The sequence below is a fragment of the Neiella litorisoli genome, assembly GCF_014773395.1.
Lineage (GTDB): Bacteria > Pseudomonadota > Gammaproteobacteria > Enterobacterales > Neiellaceae > Neiella > Neiella litorisoli.
Window position 1 is genome coordinate 35,390 of the sequence record NZ_JACXAF010000001.1, and the last position, 22,710, is coordinate 58,099.

Genomic DNA, 22,710 nt, shown 5'->3' on the forward strand with positions numbered 1-22,710 from the left:
ACTAGCGCTAAATAGGCTGAATGGACAAACTTGTAATGCCAGCCGCTGCAGTTTTGCGCGGCGGCTCGCTAAATCATTGTTTCGTAGAGTTGTTGTCGGCTATCGCCAAGACAGCGATTGACCTCAATAGAGACATGAACCAAAGCGGGATGCTTGGGTAGGCGGTCCTTGTAGACCTGAGGGGGCAACGGATCGTGAACCACAATAGCCAATACCAACGCATAGCGATTGGGGCCAATCAGCCACAAGTGAAGGTCTGCCACCCGAGCATCGTCCACTTCTTCAATGCCTTGGCGAATTTGCTCGCGCAACAATTTATCGCCCTGACAATCAAGCAGCACCGAACTGGTTGCTCGAATCAAACCAACTGACCACCACGCCACCAGCAGCGCGCCAATGATCCCCATGACAGGGTCCATCCACACTAGGCCGAACCATTTGGCAGCGAACAGCGCGACAATCGCCAAAATCGAAGTCAGCGCATCTGCCATAACGTGTAAGTAGGCCGATTTGAGGTTGTGATCGTGCTTGTGGCTGTGGTCATCATGGTCATGTTGGTGTTCGTGATGATGATGATCGTGATGACCATGACTATCATGATGGTGATGGTGGTCATGACCATCTTTACCCAAAATCCACACGCAAATACCGTTGACCAACAGACCAACCACAGCAACGATTATCGCTTCGTTAAAGTGAATTTGGGTTGGATTAATCAGCCGGTCGATACTTTCCCACGCCATCATAAGGGCGAAAATAGCCAATAAAATAGCGCTGGCAAAACCGCCCAACGCATTGACCTTGCCGGTGCCAAATGAAAAGCGGCTATCAGCGGCGTGGCGACGAGCATAAATATAGGCAAACGCGGTAATAGAGAGGGCAGCAGCATGAGAGCCCATGTGCAGACCATCGGCCAGCAGCGCCATTGAGCCAAACAGAATGCCGGTGGAGATCTCTACCACCATCATCACCGCAGTAATGGCAATGACGATCAAAGTCCTTGTTTCGCCTGACCGCTTTTTTTGCTGGTCAAAGCTATGGTCGTGAAGCCAAGGACTCAGATCTTCTGTATGCATGGGCTAACTATCCGCTAGATGGCGCTCAAACAAAATCAGCGCTACAAAAATTTAACGATTGAGAGGAGATATTAATCCAGGATCAGTATGTGACCAAGATCTAATTTACTTAGAAATGAAACGATTTGATTTTTCTTCTGCCGCCAACACCGCTTTCGCCGCGGAATAACTGGACACACAATAGGGCACGAGGTAAGTCAACAACACTTGCCAGAGCTGGCCTAAGTATACGTGACCACTCAGAATTGCTGGACCATGATTAATCACAACAAGCAACGAACCAACAACCAGTGACACTTTTACTGCGGTTGCCACAATCGAAGGCCGCATGGCCGTCATCACCAACTTGACCACTGTTGTCATTCCCCAATCTAATGAGCCTCGGGTTATTAAACCACGAAATGACAATCAGTGAACAACGCTACCACCTTGCATCAGTGGCAGCGTACTCGCTGCTCGCAGCTATTTTAACTCGCCGAAACGTCGTTGATACAAGCTTTCATTGACTGCGCGAGCTGCATCAACCAGCGGTTTGTAAGGCGTGTCGGTGACGCTGACAAATCCAACATTATAGTTTTCGCCATCGTAGGCTCGCCCGCTGACCGGAGAGTCGGTGTACTGAAACCAATGAGCACCAACGAAGTACGGATTATCAATCACAGTGTGCATGTAATCGACAAACATTTGGCCACGGTCATGTTGCGACCAAGCATGAACTAAGCCCGGATTAAATACACCCGCATCCATTCCGCCCATGTGGAACTCACCAATAATGCTCGGCATGTCCAACTCATCAAGGAAGGTCCAGTGATCAGGGTGCAGCACTTCTTTGTAGTAGTTGTAACTCATCACATCGACGTGCTTAGCCGCAGCGCGGCGGATTTCAGGCGTCATTCCCCAATCGGCAAACCGCACGCCCATGTACATGTGGTTCGGCAGATAGTCATCCAAGGTATCAGCAACAACAGCGAAGTAAGCACTTGCATAGTGCTCAAGCATCAGACTGAAATCTTGCTCCTGCGCGGCATTGAATTGGTTTAGCTCAACGCCGCCGGCAAACTCATCCCAAGAGGCCAAATTGATTTGCCAGCTGTCATTGAGCTGCTCAATGGTCTGGTACTTTGCCTGCATTAGCTTAACGAACTCCGCCTTGGTCGGGCTCTCCTCGGCAGCGCGCGCTAGAGTGTTGATCACCACACCAAACTGGCTGTCGACCGAACCCATCGCACCCCAGCTCTTTTCGTTGTCGATAAACACGCCCACACACCACGGGTTGTTTTGCACTTCAGCTGCAACCACTTCAATGGTCGCTTTCGCTCGTTCGGCGAATAATGGATCAAACGGGTCTGGCAGCGGACTCCAATAGTCGTTGCCGCTACTCACGGTTTTGAAATCACCAATGATCCAGCCATTGGCGAAATAAGGGATTTTATTGAGCTGATAGAAACTTGGGTCAATCCAGTTACCGAATGAGGTAAAGCCCCAATCGAGCATGCGATTGACAGTGACTTCGCGCCAGTCATCCATAAATGACTCAGGGCTGGATTCGCCATACTTACGTTCCAAGTTCGCCCGATAGAAGCTATAGGTTTCGCCCTTTTCTACCGCACCGGAGTGAACTGAGCGACGGTAACCAAAATGATTGCCGAGCGGGTCATCATAACTTGGTAACCACTGAAACATTTGGCTTCTGATGGCCGAACTTTCATAGCGAGTGTGGCGAATACTTGGCGGCACAGGGTTAAGGCCTAGAGAGTCCTCCGGTGTCACCCCTTGCGCATCGGTAATGCTGCTGCGATCAAAGTCATATCCGGTAATGGTTGAGGTATTGGCTAATCGCACATTGGCAATGCCAGTGGAGAAGAACAAGTGACCGTCGGGATCAACCAATGCCCACTTACCGTCAACCTTTTCAGTGCGGAAATAACCCGTCGCTTTTAGCTGGGGGCCATCGGCCCAACCACCAAAGCGTGAGCGGCCCGCAAGTGGCGTGGTCCGCAAAGCGGCGCGTTCCGCTTTGCCTAACTCGACTAATTGCTCATCACTATGGATCTTGCCATCAAATTCACGTTTGGCGTTTTGGCCATAACGGTCGATGATAGCCACCAGATAGTCAGGATCGGCTTTGGGCGTTAGTAGCAGTTCCACATCATCAATCAATAGTTGGCGATCACCCGCAATGCCTTGCACCCAAAAGCGAACTTCGCTGATTTGCGACAAATCGAGTTGCTTCTGGCCCCAACGCCAGATAAACGCCACATCATCACTAGGCCAACTTGGTGGATTGGAGCGAATGCCCGATTCCACCGCCAAATCCTGACCTTGCAACTCAATGTAATAGCGACTATTTGATTGTGCCGGAATAGCAATGCTGCGGGTATGAACGCCACCATTGGCATCGCGCACTTGGCCAAAGATATGCACACTGCGCGATTGCGGATTGGCAATACCCATATACAGCGCACGATTGGCTTCGCCAGACCAGTCTTGTGGTTGTGGCGGCAGCCAGCTAAATCCTGCCTCTTTATGGGTCGCCGCCTGCAAGGTAATAGCCAATTGTCGATTACTGGCTTGGCTTTGATCGGTCACCAATTCGGCTTGGGCATGATTCAATTGCCAATTTGAATTGAGATTCGGCGCATTAAAGTCATCAACAGTAACCAGCAGATTGCTTGATTCAGCTGCCTCTTGGCTAGACGGCTGCGAGGGCGTGGATTCTGGCGCACAACCACTGAGCAACAAAGCGGCAATGACGCTTGATGAAACCGCCGTACGGCTAAAAATATCTCTCATTCGGCTTTTCTGGGGTAGGTCCATCGGTCAGTATCCTTCAAACAATATTGACTACTGTTAACAATAAAACAAAAACAACATAGTGGCGGATTCACTGAACCAATCAAGTCAATCAGAGCAAATTGCTGGATTGGTCATGCCATTTTTTGATATAGCCAACACTTTTTAACCGAACAAGATTTAATCAGGCGACGAACTATCATGGCTTGAAGTTATGCCGCCAATCGATGGCGACTTGATCCACAACAAGCCCAGTTTGGTCACTCTCCATACAATGCCGCCCCATGCAAGCAGACCAGTACTACTTCACCTTTGGCCGTTACCTGAAACAAACTTGGGGCCGCAAGATCCGTAAGCTTTCGCTTCACGGTAGTTTTACTTGCCCCAATCGCGACGGCACCTTGGGCCGCGGCGGCTGTACGTTCTGCAACGTCTCATCATTTGTGGATGAGCAAGCCAATGGCCAAAAAATATCGGTGCAATTAGAGCAACGTCGCCGCGAACTAACTCGCAAAGCCGATGCCTATTTGGCCTATTTTCAGGCCTACACCAGTACCTATGGTGAAGTTGAACAGCTGCGTCGCCTCTATAACGCGGCACTGCAAGAGCAGGATGTGATTGGCCTAAGCGTCGGTACTCGCCCAGACTGCGTACCCGACGAAGTACTGCAACTATTGGCCAGCTATCAACAACAGGGCCAAGAAGTGTGGTTGGAGTTAGGCTTGCAAACCGCCCATACCAATACGTTAAAACGAATTAATCGCGGCCATGATTTCAGTGCCTATGCCGATGCAGTGAAACGAGCCAGAGTTTTGGGGTTAAAAGTGTGCTGCCATTTGATTATGGGGCTTCCCGGCGAAACTCAAAGTCATGCTGAGCAAAGCCTTGAGCAAGTGCTGGAAGCTGGCGTGGATGGTTTGAAACTACATCCGCTGCATATTGTCACCGGCAGCACCATGGCCAAAGCTTGGCAAGCGGGGCGACAGCCCGTGATTGGCCTTGATGAATATGCCGACACTGCCGCTCAGTTAATCCGCATGACACCAGCCGATGTGGTGTTTCATCGGATCAGCGCTCATGCGCGACCACCGACATTACTGGCACCGGATTGGTGTCAGGACAAATGGTTGGCACCGCGCCACATTCTGCAGCGTCTCAGTGAACAAGGGGCGCAGGGCAGCCTCACCAGCTCACCTTATCAACCCCAATAGCGGTTTATGTCGGTAAATTCGCACTGAGCAAGCACTTACTGTATCCTTCCCGGCCCCCTATCGGGCACTACACTAATCTGTAGACATTTCGAGTCAACATTCCGTGCAGCCAGACAGCTGCCAAGCACAAGTGAGCCGTTATCATGCAATTTAGCGAACTGGAACTCCATCAAGCGCTGTTAGACGCGGTGGCCGAAGCGGGCTACCAAACGCCGTCGCCAATTCAGGCGCAAGCTATTCCAGCTGTGTTAGCGGGCCACGACGTAATGGCGGCGGCGCAAACTGGCACCGGAAAAACAGCTGGGTTTACCTTGCCGATTTTGCACAATCTGGCCAAAGGTCAGCGCGCCAAGCCCAATCATATTCGCGCCTTGGTGCTGACTCCAACCCGTGAACTGGCTGCACAGGTCAGCGACAGCGTCACCACCTATGGTAAAAAGCTGCCTCTATCGAACACCGAAGTGTTTGGCGGCGTGGGCATTAATCCGCAGATGATGCGGCTGCGCAAAGGCATTGATGTACTGGTGGCAACGCCAGGCCGCTTGCTGGATTTATATCAGCAAAATGCGGTGAAGTTCAGCCAATTGGAAGTGCTGGTGCTTGATGAAGCCGACCGCATGCTGGACATGGGCTTTATCCACGACATCAAAAAGATCCTCGCGCTGCTACCTGCAAAACGGCAAAACCTACTGTTTTCCGCGACTTTTTCCGATGAGATCCGCCTGCTCGCCAAGGGCTTGGTGAGAAATCCAGTGGAAATTTCAGTAACGCCAAGGAACAGCACAGCAACAACGGTTGAGCAATGGCTCCATCCGGTCGATAAGAGCAAGAAATCAGCGGTTCTTTCCAAGCTCATCAAGTCCAATAACTGGCAGCAAGTGCTGATTTTTACCCGCACCAAACACGGTGCCAACCGGCTGACAAAGCATTTGGAAGGCCGCGGTATTGAAGCCGCCGCGATTCATGGCAACAAAAGCCAAGGGGCTCGGACCAAAGCGTTGGCCGACTTTAAATCTGGAGCCGTTCGAGCCTTGGTGGCAACCGACATTGCCGCCCGCGGCTTGGATATCGATCAGCTGCCGCAAGTGGTGAACTTCGATTTACCGAACGTCGCCGAAGATTATGTCCACCGTATTGGCCGAACCGGCCGTGCCGGAGCCAACGGCCAAGCAGTGTCCTTAGTTTGCGCGGATGAATTCAAGCAATTGAGTGACATTGAGCAGCTCACTCAAAAGCTTATTGAGCGCAAGCCACTGGCGGAATTCGAGCCGGTCCACCCGCTACCGGAATCGAAACTAAAACCACCGAAGAAGCCGAAAAAACCGAAGAAACCGAAAGCCAATAAAACTGGCGACAGCCATCAGCCGAGCCAAGGCGAACGCCACACACCGTCGCGTTCCGGCAACGGCCCAAGTAGTCAAGGTAAAAACGGTAAAGGTCAAAACGGCAACAACAAAAATCGACCGAATGGCAATCGTCGTCGCGCCGGCACCAGTGATGGCAATCAACCGCGCCGTCCGCGTCGCCGCCCAAACAAACCAGCGGCACAATAATTTCAGCCGCCGGCAGGCGCAGTGGTGCGGACTTAGTCGCTAATATCGGGGTTATCGAGAGCGCGCAAGCACAACTGATTAATCTCGTTGGCAATGGCGCTATTGACGGCATAATTGCTTTGCAAATAGCTGAGCACTGCCAACGCCGATTGAGCATTCGACTGGTATCCCTGAATCATCCCTGCCAGCCATAGCGCTGAGTGCAGGTGGCGCATTTCAAAGCGGCGCTCAATGCTAAAGGCGTCACGCTCACTCAGTGCTCCGGATTGTGGCGCAGAGTCATGGCGCTCGACTAAATCAAGCACCCGATCGACGGCATAGTGCTGGATGAACCGCATCGCCGATAAGGTTTCGCCACGCAGATCGCGCTGCATGCCAACCAGCAAATTAGTCAGCGCCTCACCAATCAGCCATTCATCAGAGCCATTGTTCGCCGCAGCCCCTGACTTGTCGGGCCTTGGATTAAGTTGTGTCGTGTCGACTTCGGGGCGTGCCCAGATAACTTGGCCAGCAGCAAAGGCAATGTCCGCTAACTCCGCCATCTCGAACACGGCAAATTCGCAAAACACGCCATCGTCATACAGCGCCTTGCAACCATCCGCGGTATTAAAGAAGTGAAATGCCAGCGGCGCAGGGCCGGATAACCAAGTTAAATCATCGAGCAAGGTGCGCTTACCGCCAGGCGCAGCAATCACGAAAAAGTCCAGATCGGAAAACGGGTCGAGTCGCTCCCGCTCGGTGCCAACCGAGCCAAGTCCCAGCAATGCAATGGCATCAGCACGCTGTTGCAACGATTCTGCGAGCTGATCTAAACGCTGCAGTAATGCGGTCACGCTTGTCATGTCAACATTCCCCAAGATGATTGAGTGAGTTGTTGAATAAAGATAAAGGAAGGATGCGGAATTGCGACTACATCAGCCGCAAAATGTCGGCTTTTTTATGCTCGTCGATTTGGCCGAGGCCCATGTCCTCAAGTGGCGCGAATATGTCCTGCACCACAGATTCCATCGGTAAGCCGGCGAAAATAACGGCATACACTTCGCCGTTTTTCATCAGAGGGAAATAACAGGCGATATAGCTGTCGCCGAATAACGTCACGCGATTGGAAAATTCGTTACCAGCCATCAGGTTACGATAACCGGCGTGCTGATGACCCAAAAACGAACCGACAGCTCTAGAGCCATCATCGCGGCTCAGGGTGGTGGCCACGCGAACAAAATCACGCCCTTCACGAACAAACACGGTGGCATGACTGCCGGTTTTTTCGAGGAAGCGATCAACCATTTCGAGGTTGGCACTGACCGGCACGCCGTTGACCAGTAATTGATTAACCTCAACGCCGTCAACCAGCTCGCGTCGTTGTGTGGCCGATAAATTGATCAACTCGTGCTCGCGCCAACCCTGCAATTGTTGGCGGACCCGATCTAGCGTCGCGCCATACTCCATTGAGCCATTGAGCTGCGTTGGCTGCTCAACCGGACAAGCGGCGCCGACTTCAGTCTCATCATCGAGATGATAAAACTGATCAAACACCATGGCGGTGGTGGCAGCAGTAAACAGCATGATCAGCGACATAATCGCTAACTTTAATTGCTGAACACTCGACAGTTGAAGTAGTTGCTGAACCATGACTCGCCACAAGCCCAAAACGCCTCTCGGCACCAATGGCACTATGCTAACGAGTCACAGCCACAGTTTTTTTGCTTTAAAACAACAAAAATGCAACAAGCGCGCACTGCGCTTAACATTCATCTTATGAGAAAAACGCCACTTGCTGATTCAGCGAACGGGCCTCGGCCGACACCGACTGGGCATGGCCAACCGTTTGCTCTGAGCCAGCAAGATTCTTGGCACTTAGTTCTCGCACTTGGGTGACGCCTGCGGCCAGCTCATGACTAACATGAGCCTGCTGCTCCGCTGTTGCTGCAATACTCTGGGTCATCTCAGAAATACGACTGATCTGCTGACTGAGCTGGGCAATTGCCTCGCCGGTGTTATCGGCCGTTGCTCGCACTTTCTCGCCTTTAAGGCGGCTCGCTTCCATTGTCGATACGGCATTGTCACTGGTTTGTTGTAGTTGCTCAACACTGGCGATCACCTCTTGCACCGAGTTTTGCGTGCGGTGCGCCAGCTGCCTGACTTCATCGGCGACCACCGCAAAACCGCGGCCATGTTCACCGGCACGAGCCGCTTCAATGGCAGCATTGAGGGCCAGCAGATTGGTTTGCTCAGCAATATCATCAATCAGCTTGGTAACGTCCTGAATTCTGGCACTGAATCCCGCCACTGCCTGAATCGCTTGCGATGAACTGGCCAAATCGTCTCCCAACTCACTCATCTCTGACACCATATGGCCGATCGCATCGGCACTGTCAGCAGTTTCTGATTCAGCGCCTTGTACCTGTGCGGCAATCGATTCCGCTTGCTCGGCGACCGAGCTGGCAGAAGCTGACACTTCTTCAATGGCAGTAGCCAGCTGATTAGTTTGCAGATCGAGCTCCGCCAACTGCGAGCGACTGTCGCCTGCGACATCCTCAAGGTGTTGAGCGGTATTCTCAAGTTGGCCACCGGAGTTGCGCAGTTGCTTGACCATATCGAGCAAATTGCTGCCCATGTTGGCCAAGCCTCCGGCAAGATGATGGATTTCGTTGCGAGAATTATGTTCAACATCGGCAATCTTCTGGCTGATGTTGCCGCGCCCAAAATCACCCACTCGGGCGGTAAGGTTCGCTAGCGGCGACAAGGTACGGTTGAGGATCAGGGTCAGCAAGCCGACCGTCAGCACTACGGCAAACAGTGCAATCAAAGCGATATCACCGAGCAACACTTTGCTTTGCGCGGTAATTTCTTCAACAAATGTGCCGCCCAACAGTACCCAATTCCACTGTTCGATAGTGGCATAGGCGACGGCTTTTTGGGCATCAATGCCGTTATGGAGCCAAGGATATTGAATGACACCTTGCTGCTGCGCCAGTAGATCGGCAAATGGCAGCGAGCCGTCGCTGGCTTTAAGCGTCAACATGCTGGTGCCAACCAAACTGTTTTTCGGGTGAAAGAGCAATTCGCCATCGCTGCGATCGACCACCATGCTATAGCCGGTCTTACCCCAAACCACTTGCCCTAGCGAAGCGAAGATATCGCTCATCACCGCGCTCAATGGCATCCCAGCGAATGCAATGGCATAGACCCGACCATTTTCCATCAGCGGCATGTAGTAGGCCAAATAGCGCTCGCCAAATAAGGTCACGGTATTGTTGAAGGCTTTGCCCGCGATAAGATCACGATAGCCCGGATGATTGGTGCCGAGCATGGTGCCAGTAGCACGATTGCCATCGCGTTTTTTCAACGACGTGGCAACTCGCAAGAAATCATTACCTTGGCGCACGAAGATAGTGGCATGACTGCCGGTGCGCTGACGGAATTGATCGACCAGCAAAACGCTTTCACTCACCGGTCGGCCATCAAGCAACAATTGCGGCACAGTGAAGCCATTGATTTGCTCGGTTTGACCTGACGACTGCAGGCTTTGCAGGCGGTAGTCGCGCCAGATATGCAATTGGTTTTTGACCACATCCAAGGTCGACTGATAACGCCCCTCGACAGACTGAGCAAGGGCATTGACCTGACTTTGCTGGGCAGCTAAGAGATTATCGAGCAATAATTTGGCCGCTTGCTGATAGACAAACCAAGCGGTTAAAACAAATGCAGAAAGAATTAATATGACCGTCGTCAGTTGGATCTGACGACCAATTCGCATCCTACGAAACAAAGAAATCATCCTGAATACACTCCGTTAAATAATACCAATCCATGTTGACGGTTGCTCCGCTCAGAGCGAAGCCAACATAAATAGGTATAGCAATCACTCTCGCTTAAGCAAACGATCGTTAGCGGATGCTACAACAGACAATTCCTCGGATATTGCGCCAGAACAAAGTGATGAAACAAAATGATTACATTTATGACAAAAATTATATCCACGGCCAGACAGATATAATTTTATCTTATAAATCAACAAATTAACTGGTAAGACCAAAACCTTATATGAATCAATAACTTATTTCACTGGTCAAAATAACCACATCTAACACAGCGAAAAAAGGCGCTTTTTTGCACCGCAGCGCACAAAAATCGATGGCGCTGCCAAGACGTACTTATCCATTTGGCCATGGTTTGGCATCACACCACCAAATAAGCGCTGAGTAGTTGTTTGCCGGTGTCAGCATTCAGAGGTTTGAACACAAAGCCATGGGCACCCAGCGCCTTACAACGCTCGACGGTATTGCTGTCGGTCACTGACGAGAGCATCACCACCGGTGTTTTCACTCCTAGCTCACGCATTTGTGCTAGCGCATCATCGCCGTTAAGGCGTTTCATCACCACATCCATGAAGATAAAGTCAGGCTGGTGTTTTTTCATGGTCTCAATGGCACTGTCGCCATCATCGGCAGTAATGATATTGCTGTAGCCCATTTCGGTTAGCAGCCGGTGCATTGCCCGCCGAATCAACGAACTGTCATCAACACTCATGATCAAAGCATCTTTGGCAACAGGCGTGCCGCTAGCTGGCGGGGCGATCAGATAGGCGTCAGAGACATTATCAACCGGATCGAGCTTAGCCTCGCGATTGGCATCGCGAACCAGCAAGTTGAAGTAATAACGGCCTGCATCTTCAATATGCACCGGTACCGTGACAATTTCTTTCACGCCACGTAAATACGGCCCCATATCTTGCAGATCCAACGCCACATGGGGGCTGGCAAACTCAAAGCCGAGATTGTGTTTTTGCAGCATATGCGTCGCTCGGCCAACAATGGTATTGCCCCACTCCGCCAATGCGGCAATCAAGTCTTCGTCCAGCTCGCCATTAATATTGCACTCACCAACCAGCGCCTGCTGTACCGCCTGTCCGACAGCAACTGCCGTTTCTTCGTAATGATGCATCAGCACCACGCCATCGAGCTGGCCGGTCATATCAGAGCAAACCGCATAGCCTTTAAAGCGAAAATCCTCCACTTGATCAATAAAGGGATCGCCAGCATAGCCATCGAGACCTGTCATCGCCTTTAAGCTGGCAAGGGACTCTTGAATGAACGGATGGAGGATGACTTTATGGAGTGTTTCAACGGACATAGCGACTCACCAGCAGGAAATACAACGGCCTGAACCCTAGGAACAAGCAACATAGGAGAGCCTAACTTATTGAATAGATTAGCAAGGAGCAATTTGAGGATTGCAACAGTGAGAGATGCACTACAGTTTTTTAGCGACTGGAAGCGAGCCAACACTCATTGTGACCGGGCCAAAGTAGTCGATTGACACTGCTCTGACCCAGTGATTCAGCATGCTGTCATTGCAAGTGGTAACAGCCATCTAGCGTTTGTTCAACTCGTCAATTTGATCCGCTAGCTCAATGGATTCATCAAGTAATCTGGGTTTCGCGCCTTCCACCCAATCACCTTTACTCGCTTTGATCTTCTGCAGGTTGAGTGCTAGCTGGCCAATTACCTGCTCCATTTGTTGCTGCTGTTGGAGTTGTTGCGCTTGTTGTTGGTCCAGTTGCTGGCCCCAAAACCAATGGGTGACTGCCCATCCTAAAATCAGACCAAACAGAACCATGACAGTTGCAGATGCGTAATTCGGTTTACGACGGTCCATACTGTACTCCTCGATTCATCAGTGATCCTCATTATTAAGAGTGGCTGTTAACAGTCAAGTTCGCAAAAACAATACCTAGCATTTGCGGACTTTCTCAAGCTTTTCAGTATGAAAACGTTGCTCATTTTTAATTCGAGCAATTGTCATTCTTGGCTTATAGTTGGTTTGGTTTTGTCAATAAATAGCAGGGAAGATGCGATCGATCAGATATTGGCCACTGTGGCTATTTTGGTGTTGTTTTGCCAGTCTCGGTGAGCCGATTCCGTTATCACAGTCGCTCATCAATCAGGGCCTGACAGGTTACGCCGAAGTGCTCGAAGACGAAACCGGCCAGCTAACTTTCAGTGACATTCAACAGCCCCAGTACCAAGCTCAATTCCAAGCCTTTACCCCTGCCGATATTAATCGCGGCATTACCCGCAGCCACTATTGGCTCAAGTTTGCCATTCGTAACGACAGTCAAACCCCGCTGGTTTGGGTATTAACCCCAGAAACCAGCTACATCGACGATTTGGACCTTTATGTTGGCCACAATGGCAGCTGGGTGCACCAGCATCGCTCCGATCAGCAACCCTTTTCAATGCGCGACCTGAGCTATCGATTACTTAATTTCCGCGTCAATATTGGGCCCAACGAACAGCAGTATGGCTATCTGAAGATCAGCAACCGGACCTTAGAGACGGTCAGCATTCAAACTTATATTTCTGAGCAGAGCGCCTTTTCCGACTACTTAATCAAAGAGAATCTGCTGTTTGGTGTGTATTACGGTTTGTTTTTTGGCATGGCAATCTTTGCGTTTTCGCTATGGCTTTATTCCGGTGTCAGAACTAGCCCCTATTACGGCTACTTTTTTATCTATCTGAGCTGGTCAATGTTGATGTGGGGCTCGCTCAACGGCTTTAATTTTCAGTTTTTGTGGCCCAATCATCCGTGGCTATTCAACCAGACGTTTCACCTGATTTATTTGCTGGTGGCGATTTTTGCCTTTCAATTTAGTCGCCATTTGTTGGGCACCAAAACACTGGTCCCGAAACTCGATAAATTATTACTGGCGCTCATCGGCATTTATTGCGGTGCTTTTGTATTGCGCTTGTTCGGCGAATACGAGTTGGTGCTGTACGTCTCCTTTTTCAGTTTACTGAGTATGGCAATTAACCCAATCGTCGGCTGGTTGTGCTATCGACAAGGCAATCGTTACGTCATTTTTTACATTGCCGCTTGGGTGCCCTACTCCCTGAGTTTGGTGGTCAGCCTGACGTCGGCATCGAGCGATGGCTGGTCTCGCTTTGGCATGAGCACATTGCATCTGACTCAAGTGGCCGTGTTGTTCGAGTGCATTATGTTGATTCTGGCGATGCTGACCAAAATGCGCCACTCGTCGCACCAGCTGCAGGCAGAAGCTGAGCTATCGATGGTTGATCCGCTGACTCAACTGAAAAACCGTCGCTTCATCGAGCAGTGCACCGAGGAGTTCAAACACGCTAAGGAGCAACACGTTGAGCTTTGGGTATTGCTGATCGACTTGGATTATTTCAAACGAGTCAACGACGAGCATGGTCATGCTGTTGGCGATCAAATATTGGTGGAGCTGGCGCAAATACTCAAAAGCGAATGCCGCTCGGTTGATGTCGCAGCGCGCTGGGGCGGCGAGGAATTCATCATCATTTCGACCGTGGTCAACCATCAAATGGCTCACATCGTTGCTGAACGGATCCGCCGACTGTTTGCCAACCGAACCTCTCAAATTGGCAACAAGGACATTGCTCATACCCTCAGCATTGGCCTAGCCCAGTGGCATATCGACCACAATCAAGAGTTTGCTGAGTGCTTGCAGCAAGCTGACCAAGCCTTGTATCAAGCTAAGCAAAACGGCCGCGATCAAGTCGTTAGTTACAACGGCATCAAGCTCACAGCAAATAGCCCACAAACAAAAACGCCCTGACAATGCAGGGCGTTGTTTGAGTCAAAGGTGGTGTTAGTACGCCCTTACTTTGATGTATTGGCAGCCATTAGTCGGCACTAGTTTAAAGTTGGTGCCAGATAAACCGGTAAATGACTGATAGTTGGACGTTACAACAGCGCTCACTGCAGGGTTCGTCGTAGAGATAATCTCGCCACGGAAATCACAACTGGTGTTGTCGTCGCTATCCCAAGCTTGCAGTACTTCACCTGCTAAATCGCTGGCAAAGCTAATGCAGTTGCCACTAGCCAGTTCAACTTCAGTTCGGGTATCCCAGCTGATGTTTTGCGTCGCGGTGCAACTTGCTCCAGTTTGGGCTGCAACATCAACCATCATCGTCGTTTCACTGGTGTTGTTATTGCTATCCATCACCACCGCCTTAAAGGTGTGGCTGCCAACGGTTAGTCCCAGCAACTCGTGAGTGAAGGCTCCTAAGCCCCACGTGTAAGGTGCTTCATACTCTTCACGAATAAGGGTGTCATTGATGTACAAAGCCACACTCACCACATCAACTGATTCAGGCGTCGTGACATCAGCAGTGACTGAAAGCGACTCATATCCCTCGGTTAGCTCAATGTCGGATTCAACAAAATTGACAGTCGGCACAGATGAACCGACGACCGTCAGCGTCATTTGCGCTTCGCCTTGAGCACCAGCACTATCGACCACCACTGCCTTGAAAATATGAGTGCCTGCAGTTAGCGGGTTAGGGTTAATGCCATGGGATTCTTCCCAACCCATCGCGCCGGTTTCATGGGGCTTAGAGCTATGGCCAAACAAGTACGGTAGTGACGTATCGGTACGCACTTCCTCACCATTGATGAACAGGGTCACTGACTCAATGGTACGGCCGGCCACCGGCGTTGCCGCATCGAGGGTAATCGCCAGTTTTTCATAACCTTCGTCAACCGTCATCGACGATTGCGGGAAAGCAACGGTTGGTTTAGTCGCGGTCACTTCTAGCGTCATCGTGGATTCACCCGTGACGCCTTCGCTGTCGGTCGCTACCGCTTTAAAGGTGTGCGTCCCTGCCGCTAAGCCCAATAATTCGGTTGGCTTGCTGTTGTGCCCCCAAACAAAAGGATCAGCTGAGTCGGTACGAATAAAATTATCATCCACATACAGGTCCACTTTGCTAATGGTGCGGCCAGCCACTGGACTACTTGCCGCCACTTTGAAGGACAGCTGCTGGTAACCTTCTTCAACCGTCATCGACGATTGCGGGAACGAGACAACAGGTTGGTTGCCAGCACCATCGAGATCGAGGTCAATGATCTGCAAATACAGCGGTTGAGTCGTCGTTGTGCCTTTCTCCTGCAAGTAGTAGTAGAGCTTGCCATTGGCGATATGGACTCGGCCATGCTTAAACACCAAATCATCATCAGCTTGATAAACGCGAGTGAAGTCATTGGTACCACCGGCTGCTTTTTCTACATAGGGTTGACCGTTGTCCAAGCCAATGATGTAGATGTTATCGCCTGAGGTGTAAATATTGGTGGCGCCGGCAAAATCAGTTGAGTGAATAAAGTCACTGGCGCCAGCTGGCTTGTATGAATGCAAATACACTTCCTGATAATCAGCGCGATTGCGATCCGACGAGCGCGCAGCACTAATCATATGAAGATCACCTTTGGCCGTGACCGTCCAGTCAAAGTAACCGGAGATATACACCGAATTTGCTTCGGTATGTGAGATTAAGTCGCCCGGCTCATAGAATTTAATCTCATCGGAATTGACCAGCGGGAACGTCATGCTTTGGCCTTGGTGGTTTTTCCAGCTGCCGAAACCCTCTGGGTGATCCGAGTAGGCGTAGTACAAGCCGTTTTGATATTTGAAGCGATCGTTGTTGTCACTCGAGCGCTGCTGAAAACCAACCCGCAGCTTGCCATTGACATACTTCATGTGACCATAAAGGCCCCAGTTATAGGCATTGCCGTAGTTCTTGGCCGACACCACATTGAACTTGGTGAATTTGGACCATTTCTTTGTCGACGCATCATACTTGTTGAACACGTAACCACCGTTGTTGTTGCCGCCAGAGCGCATGTAGAGCAACAAGGTGCCATCGGTGTTGGTGAAAAAGGTCGGGTAAGTGAGGCTAGCAAAGTTGCTTTTATCGGCCAGACTGCCTGTCATGGTCAGGTGTTTGTAGTCGTCCGAACCTTGGCTCACACTGCTGGTGTCTTTGACGAACTTGCTCAAGGTGAATTGGCTGTCGCTGACTTCGGCTGTGCCAGGTACTGAATAGGAGTAGCGGAAGTAATCATCTTTGAATTTGCCGCCATGATTAGTGTCGTTGTAGCCGTGCATGTCGTACACCATATGAATGGTGCCATCGATGGGGCTGACTGCTAAACCGATGGTGTTGTGCGATTCACCAACCAATGGGTCGCCGCGGAAGCCAGTGTGCTGATGGGGAAATTCAATGTGTTTCACCACTCCGGTTTGAGTATTTAACCGAGACAACATCACGTGGCGATTGTCTTTGCCACCTTTGTACCAAGTCGTGAACACATAGTGCTTGTAGGTTTTGACGCTGTCGCCGTGGGCGGAAATTTGTGGGCCAAAGAAATAATCGTAGGTATCAGCGCTGGTGTCTGGGTTGCTGACGGTGCCGTAGTCATGATTGAAGCCGTTAAAATACAAACCTTCATCTGTAATTTTAATTTGTTGCTCCAGTGTGACGGCGGCATTGGCCGAGGCGACACCAAACATTGAAGCCAGCATCAGCAAGCCATTTAGCTTACCAATCCGGTTGGTTATTGAGCGTTTCATATGGTCTCTTTATCGTAATTTATAGTTGTGTGTTGTTGGGCAATAGAGCCTTACCCATGCTTCTCCTCTGCCAACTAGATTTACCCTAACTGCATCAAGACGCTCGGTTGAATACTCACAAAATGACTGAGTTACCGATAAAACAGCACTAGCGGCGACGCACTTTTCCTTCCCCAAAGATCCATTTATGACTCGCTCGAAAAGCGCACAGCGGACTATATAACGCGACAAAAACCACTCAATGTTAATCATTTGTGATCGTGACAAATCACACACAATCAAATTCGATAGTATTGAAAAATGAGACAATGATCTGAATAGGCAACAAAAAAGCCCCGCGAGTGCGGGGCTTGGTCAATTAGCTTGGTTAACAGGGTGTTACATCATCCCACCCATGCCACCCATACCGCCCATGCCACCCATATCAGGTGCAGCTGGAGCAGCATCTTGCGGGATTTCAGCAACCATGGCTTCGGTGGTGATCATCAGACCGCCGATAGAAGCCGCGAACTGCAGTGCAGAACGAGTGACTTTGGTTGGGTCCAAAATACCCATTTCCAGCATGTCGCCGTAGTTTTCAGCGCCAGCGTTGAAGCCGTAGTTGCCTTCGCCGTTCTTCACTTCGTTGGCAACAACAGAGGCTTCGAGGCCTGAGTTGGTAACGATTTGACGCAATGGCGCTTCCATCGCACGCAAGGCGATTTGGATGCCGTGGTTTTGGTCTTCGTTGTCGCCTTTGAGTTCAGCAATCTTGCTAGCAACGCGAACCAGAGCGGTACCACCACCAGGAACCACGCCTTCTTCTACCGCTGCGCGAGTGGCGTGCAGGGCATCTTCAACGCGTGCTTTCTTCTCTTTCATTTCGATTTCAGTGGCAGCGCCAACTTTAATCACAGCAACACCGCCTGCTAGTTTAGCAACGCGCTCTTGCAGTTTTTCACGGTCGTAGTCAGAAGAGGCATCTTCGATTTGCTGACGAATTTGCGCTACGCGACCTTCAATCGCTTCAACTTCACCTTCACCGTCGATGATGGTGGTGTTGTCTTTGTCAATCACGACGCGCTTCGCGGTACCCAAATCTTCTAGAGTTGCTTTTTCCAGCTCCAGACCGATTTCTTCAGAAATCACAGTACCGCCAGTTAGAATCGCGATGTCTTGCAGCATGGCTTTACGGCGGTCACCGAAACCAGGGGCTTTAACACCAGCAACTTTAACGATGCCGCGCATGTTGTTGACAACCAAAGTTGCCAGCGCTTCGCCTTCCAGATCTTCAGCGATGATCAGCAGCGGCTTACCAGCTTTTGCTAGGCCTTCGAGCAATGGCAGCAATTCGCGGATGTTAGAAATCTTCTTATCAACCAACAAGATGAATGGGCTTTCTAGCTCAACCGTGCCGTTTTCTTGGTTGTTGATGAAGTATGGCGACAGGTAACCGCGGTCAAACTGCATACCTTCAACCACGTCCAGTTCATTTTCCAGACCTTGGCCTTCTTCAACCGTAATCACGCCTTCTTTGCCAACTTTGTCCATCGCAGTGGCGATGATGTCACCTACAGCGGCGTCAGAGTTTGCAGAGATGGTGCCCACTTGAGCGATTGATTTGTTATCGGCACATGGCACCGAGATCGCAGCTAATTCTTCAACTGCAACAGTCACGGCTTTGTCGATACCGCGTTTCAGGTCCATTGGGTTCATGCCCGCAGCAACGGCCTTCATGCCTTCGTTAATAACGGCTTGAGCCAATACAGTTGCAGTGGTGGTACCGTCACCTGCGTTGTCAGAAGTTTTAGAAGAAACTTCTTTAACCATTTGTGCGCCCATGTTTTCGAACTTGTCTTCCAGCTCGATTTCTTTTGCAACAGAAACACCATCTTTAGTGATGGTTGGGGCACCGAAGCTCTTGTCCAGAACCACGTTGCGGCCTTTAGGGCCAAGTGTCACTTTAACGGCGTCAGCCAGGATGTTTACACCAGCCAGCATTTTGGTGCGGGCGTCATTACCGAATTTGACTTCTTTTGCTGCCATTTTCTTAAATTCCTATGTAATTCGTTATCAGAAGTAGCGCCAGTGATTGTTCGAACCAGCGCCTTCGCTTCAGCAATTAACCTTCAACAACCGCCAGAACGTTGTCTTCTTTCATGATCAGGTGCTCTTCACCAGCGATTTTTTCTGACTTCTCTACGCCGTGACCAAATAGCACTACGTCGCCAACCTTAACGGCAACGGCTTTTACTTCGCCGTTATCCAGTACGCGGCCTGCGCCAACAGCAACCACTTCACCTTTTGAAGATTTTTCTGCTGCACTGCCAGTCAGAACAATACCGCCTGCAGATTTAGTTTCGACTTCCAAGCGCTTAACCAGCACGCGATCGTGTAATGGACGAATGTTCATGAGTTAGATCTCCGATTCACGTTCCAAAATTATTTGTGAGTAGACGACCAATGCCTATGCCTCGGTCGGGATGAAAGAAAAATGGGGATGGTTTTTATCAATACAAGCGGTGAGCGAAAAATTTTTTGAAAAAAGTCGATCTTCTCGGAAAACGTGAAAGTGACTCTCGATACTGCGCGACTAACAGGCTTCCAAGCGGTCTTTGCCAGATTGCTTGGCGCGATACAAAGCGCGATCCATTCGTTGAAACAGCTGCTGTTTGGTTACTTCTGGTGAGGCTTCACACAAACCTATGCTGATTGACAATGGCTGACCAATGCTCAATTGCAGTTGCGTCATTCGATGGCGGACGCGCTCCATTAACAAGGCCGCACCGGCCAGCTTGGTTTCCGGTAGTACGAGTAAGAATTCATCGCCGCCCCAGCGGCCTGCCACATCGAGACTTCGCAGCGACTCCTTGAGCACTCCGGCAATGGCGATGAGCGCTTCATCGCCAACATTATGACCGAACGAATCATTGATCGTTTTAAAGTCATCAACATCAATCAGCGCCAAACAACAGGGTCGCTGATGGCGTGCCAGCCGCTCCAGCTCTTGATTGATCGTTTCATCGATTTTATGGCGGTTAGCCAAGCGGGTGAGCGGGTCGGTCGACGCCACAATCGTGAGTTGGTCAACTTTGTGCTGCAATGCGGCGGTTTTGTCATCGACCAATTCATGTAGGCACTTCAGGGTACTGATGGATGACGCTGGACCAGTTTTACCAGCACTGTGTTGATACACGTCTGGAGCCAACGCCTGCTGATCAATCCCCAGGTATTCCAGTGCTTGTGCAACGGTTGGAAACGCTTCGACGGCCTCGGTGGCAGCCTCTTGTAACCGTGCGATCAGACTATAGAAATCGCTCAACAACTCTTGCGACAAAGTGGAAAACACCACCGCGGCTTTGGTGCCCTGCGGGCATGGCTGGTGAAAATCATTACTCGCCTGAGCAAGCCCTATCAAGCCTTGCTCGGTGACATCGCATTGCCAGCCCTGATCCATTAACGCCAGCTCTTTGTAGCCTGGCCGCATGTCAGGGTGGTTGTATATGGTTTGGTAGGTCGCCAGCAGCTCTTGGTCCGATAACGAGCCGCTGTACTTGGTCACAAACAATCGTTGCTGTGGGAAAAATTCATATGAGATCGGCATACGGATCGTCACTCTTATTATGACCGCGGCACGAGGCGTCTCCATGACGACTCATTGTACTCAACGCGGTTTCATTCCTTCGAGTCATCAGATTAACCGAATAGAGTAAAAAATCCACACGCAATCAGATCAAAAAAGATCAACGTCAAGCAATCCGCTTCAAATAGCAAAAAACCAGCGAATATCGCTGGTTTTTAAAAATAACTGAATCAGTTAGCCGTGACTCAATTAGATACTGCCGCCGATATGTTGGTGGACGCGAATAGACAGGTTTTCACGTTTTTCATCGTGGTCAATTTTATCGGCAAAATCGCGCATCGCCTGATGCACTTCACTGATGAACTTGCCGTAGCCGTAGCTGGTTTTATCCGCTTTTGAAGCAATCATGATGAATTGGATCGAGTCCACCAAATTGCCCTTAGCGAAGTAACAATCAAAACCATTGATTGGATCTTTTTCATTAAAGTCGATGGTTTGTAACTCACCATTCTCAGCAATGTGGCTGTCGGCTTTACTCCGTACCACTGGGGTACGGTCATTGGCGGTCATGATGCCGCGATCCAAGCCTGCTGCTTTCGCGCTCTCGACAAACTTCTCATACAGCGATTTGTATAGATCCAGATAGGGCCAATCAGAGGTTTTATCGGCGGCCACCAGCTTCTGAACACGCTTATTAACGTGTAGATTGACCACTGCGTAGGTTTGCGAGTCCAACTCGTTCTCATCAATAACGACATCATGAGCGCGGAAACGATTAGCGATGGAGCGCAACTTATGGGCCTGAACGCCTTCTACGCCTTTTTCTTTGGCGAACAAATCGTAGGTCAGGTGTTGGTGATCACAGAGTCGAATGGCGCCAGGAGCCAGTTCCAGCAGTTGCGCATATTCCTTCACCGCTTCGGTCACTTTGGTGTGGAATTGAGCCGAATAGTGACGCAATTCAGGGCCGGTCGCCAAAAACAGCAGTTTAATTTTGCGAACTCGCTTCTGGTCGTTAATGAACTGGCGGCTACCGGTGTGGTATTTGGGGCTGTATAAAAAGGTCAGCTGCTGCTCAGATTCAACGGTGAATTTTTCTGGGCAGTAGCGCACCCGAATAAACTTATCATTGGCAACAAACTGGCCGGCATCAAGACCATGCTTGTCGCAAACGTCGAAGAACAAGTTGGCTAATTGCTGATAGCAGTATCCGTAGGGCGAATCCGCATCGTCGCCACCTTGCTGCGAAAATGCCGCTAGCAATTCATCTGTTAATTCAAATTTAGCCAGCAAATACTGGTTTTCGCGCGCATTAGAAGGGATGTATACCTTGTGCTGCAGGCCTCGATCTCTGGATAGCATGTTTTCTCCGATTATTTAATTCTTGTTTTCATAGCGTTAATCGGATTCTACAGATCTTTTAATTCAGCTAAAGAATTAAAAATCGCAACGGTGATCTGATACCAATCCGTGGCGGCGGGAAGGAAGGGATTAGCCTGCCGATAAGCTAATCGGCAGGTAGGACAAATTAATTCAGCCGATCGCGATCTTCTTTGCGTTCGAACTCACCATCAAAGGTATTGCCCTGCTGGTCACCATGCTGTGATTGGCCCTGTTGGAAAGGGCTCTGACCAAAGTGCTGAGTATGACCAAAGCGAATAAAGCGAGAGCTCAATACCGACTTGGCAAACTGCTGGCGTAGCGGCGGCAGCAACAACAAAGCACCGAGAGCATCGGTGATAAAGCCGGGGATCAACAAACATAGGCCAGCAAACGCCAGCATACCGCCTTCAATCACTTCCGGCGCAGTGGTTTGGCCTTGCGCCATGTTTTGCTGAGCGCGTTGCATCACGCTCAAGCCCTGACTGCGAACTAATGACAACCCCACGATTGCGGTCAGCACCGTCAAGCCAATCGCGCTTAATGCGCCAATTTGGCTACCGACTTGAATCAACACAGTTAACTCAACAATAGGGACCAACAAAATCAATAACAGAAAAGGCAAAGTCTTGCTCCAACGTCGTCTTGAACCATAAAGATGGGGGCATTTGGCTAATTTGCAAGCCAAGCCCTCATCGTTTGAGCGTCAGACAGCCTACAGGGCAAAAGGTTGCAGCCGCGC

The 22,710-nt window shown here is 50.3% G+C and carries 17 protein-coding genes; 3 read left to right on the forward strand and 14 right to left on the reverse strand.

From position 1 onward, the window contains the following. Nucleotides 1-68 precede the first annotated feature (68 nt). The 3 genes from dmeF to IC617_RS00195 form a co-directional block, all read right to left on the reverse strand. Nucleotides 69-1,076, reverse strand: a complete 1,008-nt coding sequence (gene dmeF, locus IC617_RS00185) for a CDF family Co(II)/Ni(II) efflux transporter DmeF (protein ID WP_191142972.1) — start codon at nt 1,074-1,076, stop codon at nt 69-71. A 105-nt stretch (nt 1,077-1,181) separates the two neighbouring features. Next, complete coding sequence (gene nrtS, locus IC617_RS00190; protein ID WP_191142973.1) at nt 1,182-1,439, reverse strand: nitrate/nitrite transporter NrtS; 258 nt, start codon at nt 1,437-1,439, stop codon at nt 1,182-1,184. A gap of 99 nt (nt 1,440-1,538) precedes the next feature. Further along, a complete protein-coding gene (locus IC617_RS00195) occupies nt 1,539-3,893 on the reverse strand; it encodes a beta-galactosidase (RefSeq protein ID WP_224745690.1) in 2,355 nt (784 codons plus the stop codon). A 260-nt stretch (nt 3,894-4,153) separates the two neighbouring features. Between IC617_RS00195 and mnmL the strand changes: the two genes are divergently transcribed. Further along, on the forward strand, nt 4,154-5,080 hold the full coding sequence (gene mnmL / locus IC617_RS00200) for a tRNA modification radical SAM protein MnmL/YtqA (RefSeq protein ID WP_191142974.1): 927 nt from the start codon (nt 4,154-4,156) through the stop codon (nt 5,078-5,080). Nucleotides 5,081-5,223: 143 nt separating this feature from the next. Then, nucleotides 5,224-6,633 carry a DEAD/DEAH box helicase gene (locus IC617_RS00205; RefSeq protein ID WP_191142975.1) on the forward strand — a complete coding sequence of 470 codons (1,410 nt, stop codon included), beginning with the start codon at nt 5,224-5,226 and terminating at the stop codon, nt 6,631-6,633. A 32-nt stretch (nt 6,634-6,665) separates the two neighbouring features. Here the strand turns inward: IC617_RS00205 and IC617_RS00210 are convergent, their stop codons facing one another. The 5 genes from IC617_RS00210 to IC617_RS00230 all read right to left on the reverse strand — a co-directional run bounded on the left by IC617_RS00210 (nt 6,666) and on the right by IC617_RS00230 (nt 12,291). Continuing rightward, nucleotides 6,666-7,475, reverse strand: coding sequence for a hypothetical protein (locus tag IC617_RS00210; RefSeq protein WP_191142976.1), 810 nt, complete (start codon nt 7,473-7,475; stop codon nt 6,666-6,668). Between the two features lie 67 nt (nt 7,476-7,542). Next, a complete protein-coding gene (locus IC617_RS00215; RefSeq protein WP_191142977.1) occupies nt 7,543-8,262 on the reverse strand; it encodes a Cache 3/Cache 2 fusion domain-containing protein in 720 nt (239 codons plus the stop codon). A gap of 124 nt (nt 8,263-8,386) precedes the next feature. Next, nucleotides 8,387-10,411, reverse strand: coding sequence for a methyl-accepting chemotaxis protein (locus IC617_RS00220; protein ID WP_191142978.1), 2,025 nt, complete (start codon nt 10,409-10,411; stop codon nt 8,387-8,389). A 401-nt stretch (nt 10,412-10,812) separates the two neighbouring features. Then, a complete protein-coding gene (locus IC617_RS00225; RefSeq protein WP_191142979.1) occupies nt 10,813-11,766 on the reverse strand; it encodes a response regulator in 954 nt (317 codons plus the stop codon). 240 nt (nt 11,767-12,006) lie between these two features. After that, nucleotides 12,007-12,291, reverse strand: a complete 285-nt coding sequence (locus tag IC617_RS00230; RefSeq protein WP_191142980.1) for a hypothetical protein — start codon at nt 12,289-12,291, stop codon at nt 12,007-12,009. Between the two features lie 193 nt (nt 12,292-12,484). Between IC617_RS00230 and IC617_RS00235 the strand changes: the two genes are divergently transcribed. Next, nucleotides 12,485-14,233 (forward strand): sensor domain-containing diguanylate cyclase, encoded by a 1,749-nt coding sequence (locus IC617_RS00235; protein ID WP_191142981.1) that lies wholly within the window; start codon nt 12,485-12,487, stop codon nt 14,231-14,233. Nucleotides 14,234-14,266: 33 nt separating this feature from the next. Here IC617_RS00235 and IC617_RS00240 read toward each other — a convergent pair whose 3' ends face one another. The 6 genes from IC617_RS00240 to IC617_RS00265 form a co-directional block, all read right to left on the reverse strand. Continuing rightward, nucleotides 14,267-17,026: a BNR-4 repeat-containing protein gene (locus IC617_RS00240; protein WP_224745691.1), complete on the reverse strand. Its 2,760-nt coding sequence runs from the start codon at nt 17,024-17,026 to the stop codon at nt 14,267-14,269. A 378-nt stretch (nt 17,027-17,404) separates the two neighbouring features. Beyond that, nucleotides 17,405-19,051, reverse strand: coding sequence for a chaperonin GroEL (gene groL, locus IC617_RS00245; protein ID WP_191142982.1), 1,647 nt, complete (start codon nt 19,049-19,051; stop codon nt 17,405-17,407). Nucleotides 19,052-19,127: 76 nt separating this feature from the next. Beyond that, nucleotides 19,128-19,418, reverse strand: coding sequence for a co-chaperone GroES (locus IC617_RS00250; RefSeq protein WP_087504063.1), 291 nt, complete (start codon nt 19,416-19,418; stop codon nt 19,128-19,130). Between the two features lie 180 nt (nt 19,419-19,598). Continuing rightward, the gene (locus IC617_RS00255; RefSeq protein WP_191142983.1) at nt 19,599-20,609 is read right to left on the reverse strand and encodes a GGDEF domain-containing protein; all 1,011 of its coding nucleotides are present in this window, start codon (nt 20,607-20,609) and stop codon (nt 19,599-19,601) included. 228 nt (nt 20,610-20,837) lie between these two features. After that, complete coding sequence (locus tag IC617_RS00260; RefSeq protein ID WP_191142984.1) at nt 20,838-21,950, reverse strand: DUF3083 family protein; 1,113 nt, start codon at nt 21,948-21,950, stop codon at nt 20,838-20,840. Nucleotides 21,951-22,116: 166 nt separating this feature from the next. After that, nucleotides 22,117-22,593 carry an FxsA family protein gene (locus tag IC617_RS00265; protein WP_191142985.1) on the reverse strand — a complete coding sequence of 159 codons (477 nt, stop codon included), beginning with the start codon at nt 22,591-22,593 and terminating at the stop codon, nt 22,117-22,119. Between the last annotated feature and the right edge of the window lie 117 nt (nt 22,594-22,710).

Bases quoted from the DNA above. Each gene is read 5' to 3' on its own strand.
- dmeF (WP_191142972.1), bottom strand. From the start codon at position 1,076: ATGCATACAGAAGATCTGAGTCCTTGGCTTCACGACCATAGCTTTGAC.
- nrtS (WP_191142973.1), bottom strand. From the start codon at position 1,439: ATGACAACAGTGGTCAAGTTGGTGATGACGGCCATGCGGCCTTCGATT.
- IC617_RS00195 (WP_224745690.1), bottom strand. From the start codon at position 3,893: ATGGACCTACCCCAGAAAAGCCGAATGAGAGATATTTTTAGCCGTACG.
- mnmL (WP_191142974.1), top strand. From the start codon at position 4,154: ATGCAAGCAGACCAGTACTACTTCACCTTTGGCCGTTACCTGAAACAA.
- IC617_RS00205 (WP_191142975.1), top strand. From the start codon at position 5,224: ATGCAATTTAGCGAACTGGAACTCCATCAAGCGCTGTTAGACGCGGTG.
- IC617_RS00210 (WP_191142976.1), bottom strand. From the start codon at position 7,475: ATGACAAGCGTGACCGCATTACTGCAGCGTTTAGATCAGCTCGCAGAA.
- IC617_RS00215 (WP_191142977.1), bottom strand. From the start codon at position 8,262: ATGGTTCAGCAACTACTTCAACTGTCGAGTGTTCAGCAATTAAAGTTA.
- IC617_RS00220 (WP_191142978.1), bottom strand. From the start codon at position 10,411: ATGATTTCTTTGTTTCGTAGGATGCGAATTGGTCGTCAGATCCAACTG.
- IC617_RS00225 (WP_191142979.1), bottom strand. From the start codon at position 11,766: ATGTCCGTTGAAACACTCCATAAAGTCATCCTCCATCCGTTCATTCAA.
- IC617_RS00230 (WP_191142980.1), bottom strand. From the start codon at position 12,291: ATGGACCGTCGTAAACCGAATTACGCATCTGCAACTGTCATGGTTCTG.
- IC617_RS00235 (WP_191142981.1), top strand. From the start codon at position 12,485: ATGCGATCGATCAGATATTGGCCACTGTGGCTATTTTGGTGTTGTTTT.
- IC617_RS00240 (WP_224745691.1), bottom strand. From the start codon at position 17,026: ATGAAACGCTCAATAACCAACCGGATTGGTAAGCTAAATGGCTTGCTG.
- groL (WP_191142982.1), bottom strand. From the start codon at position 19,051: ATGGCAGCAAAAGAAGTCAAATTCGGTAATGACGCCCGCACCAAAATG.
- IC617_RS00250 (WP_087504063.1), bottom strand. From the start codon at position 19,418: ATGAACATTCGTCCATTACACGATCGCGTGCTGGTTAAGCGCTTGGAA.
- IC617_RS00255 (WP_191142983.1), bottom strand. From the start codon at position 20,609: ATGCCGATCTCATATGAATTTTTCCCACAGCAACGATTGTTTGTGACC.
- IC617_RS00260 (WP_191142984.1), bottom strand. From the start codon at position 21,950: ATGCTATCCAGAGATCGAGGCCTGCAGCACAAGGTATACATCCCTTCT.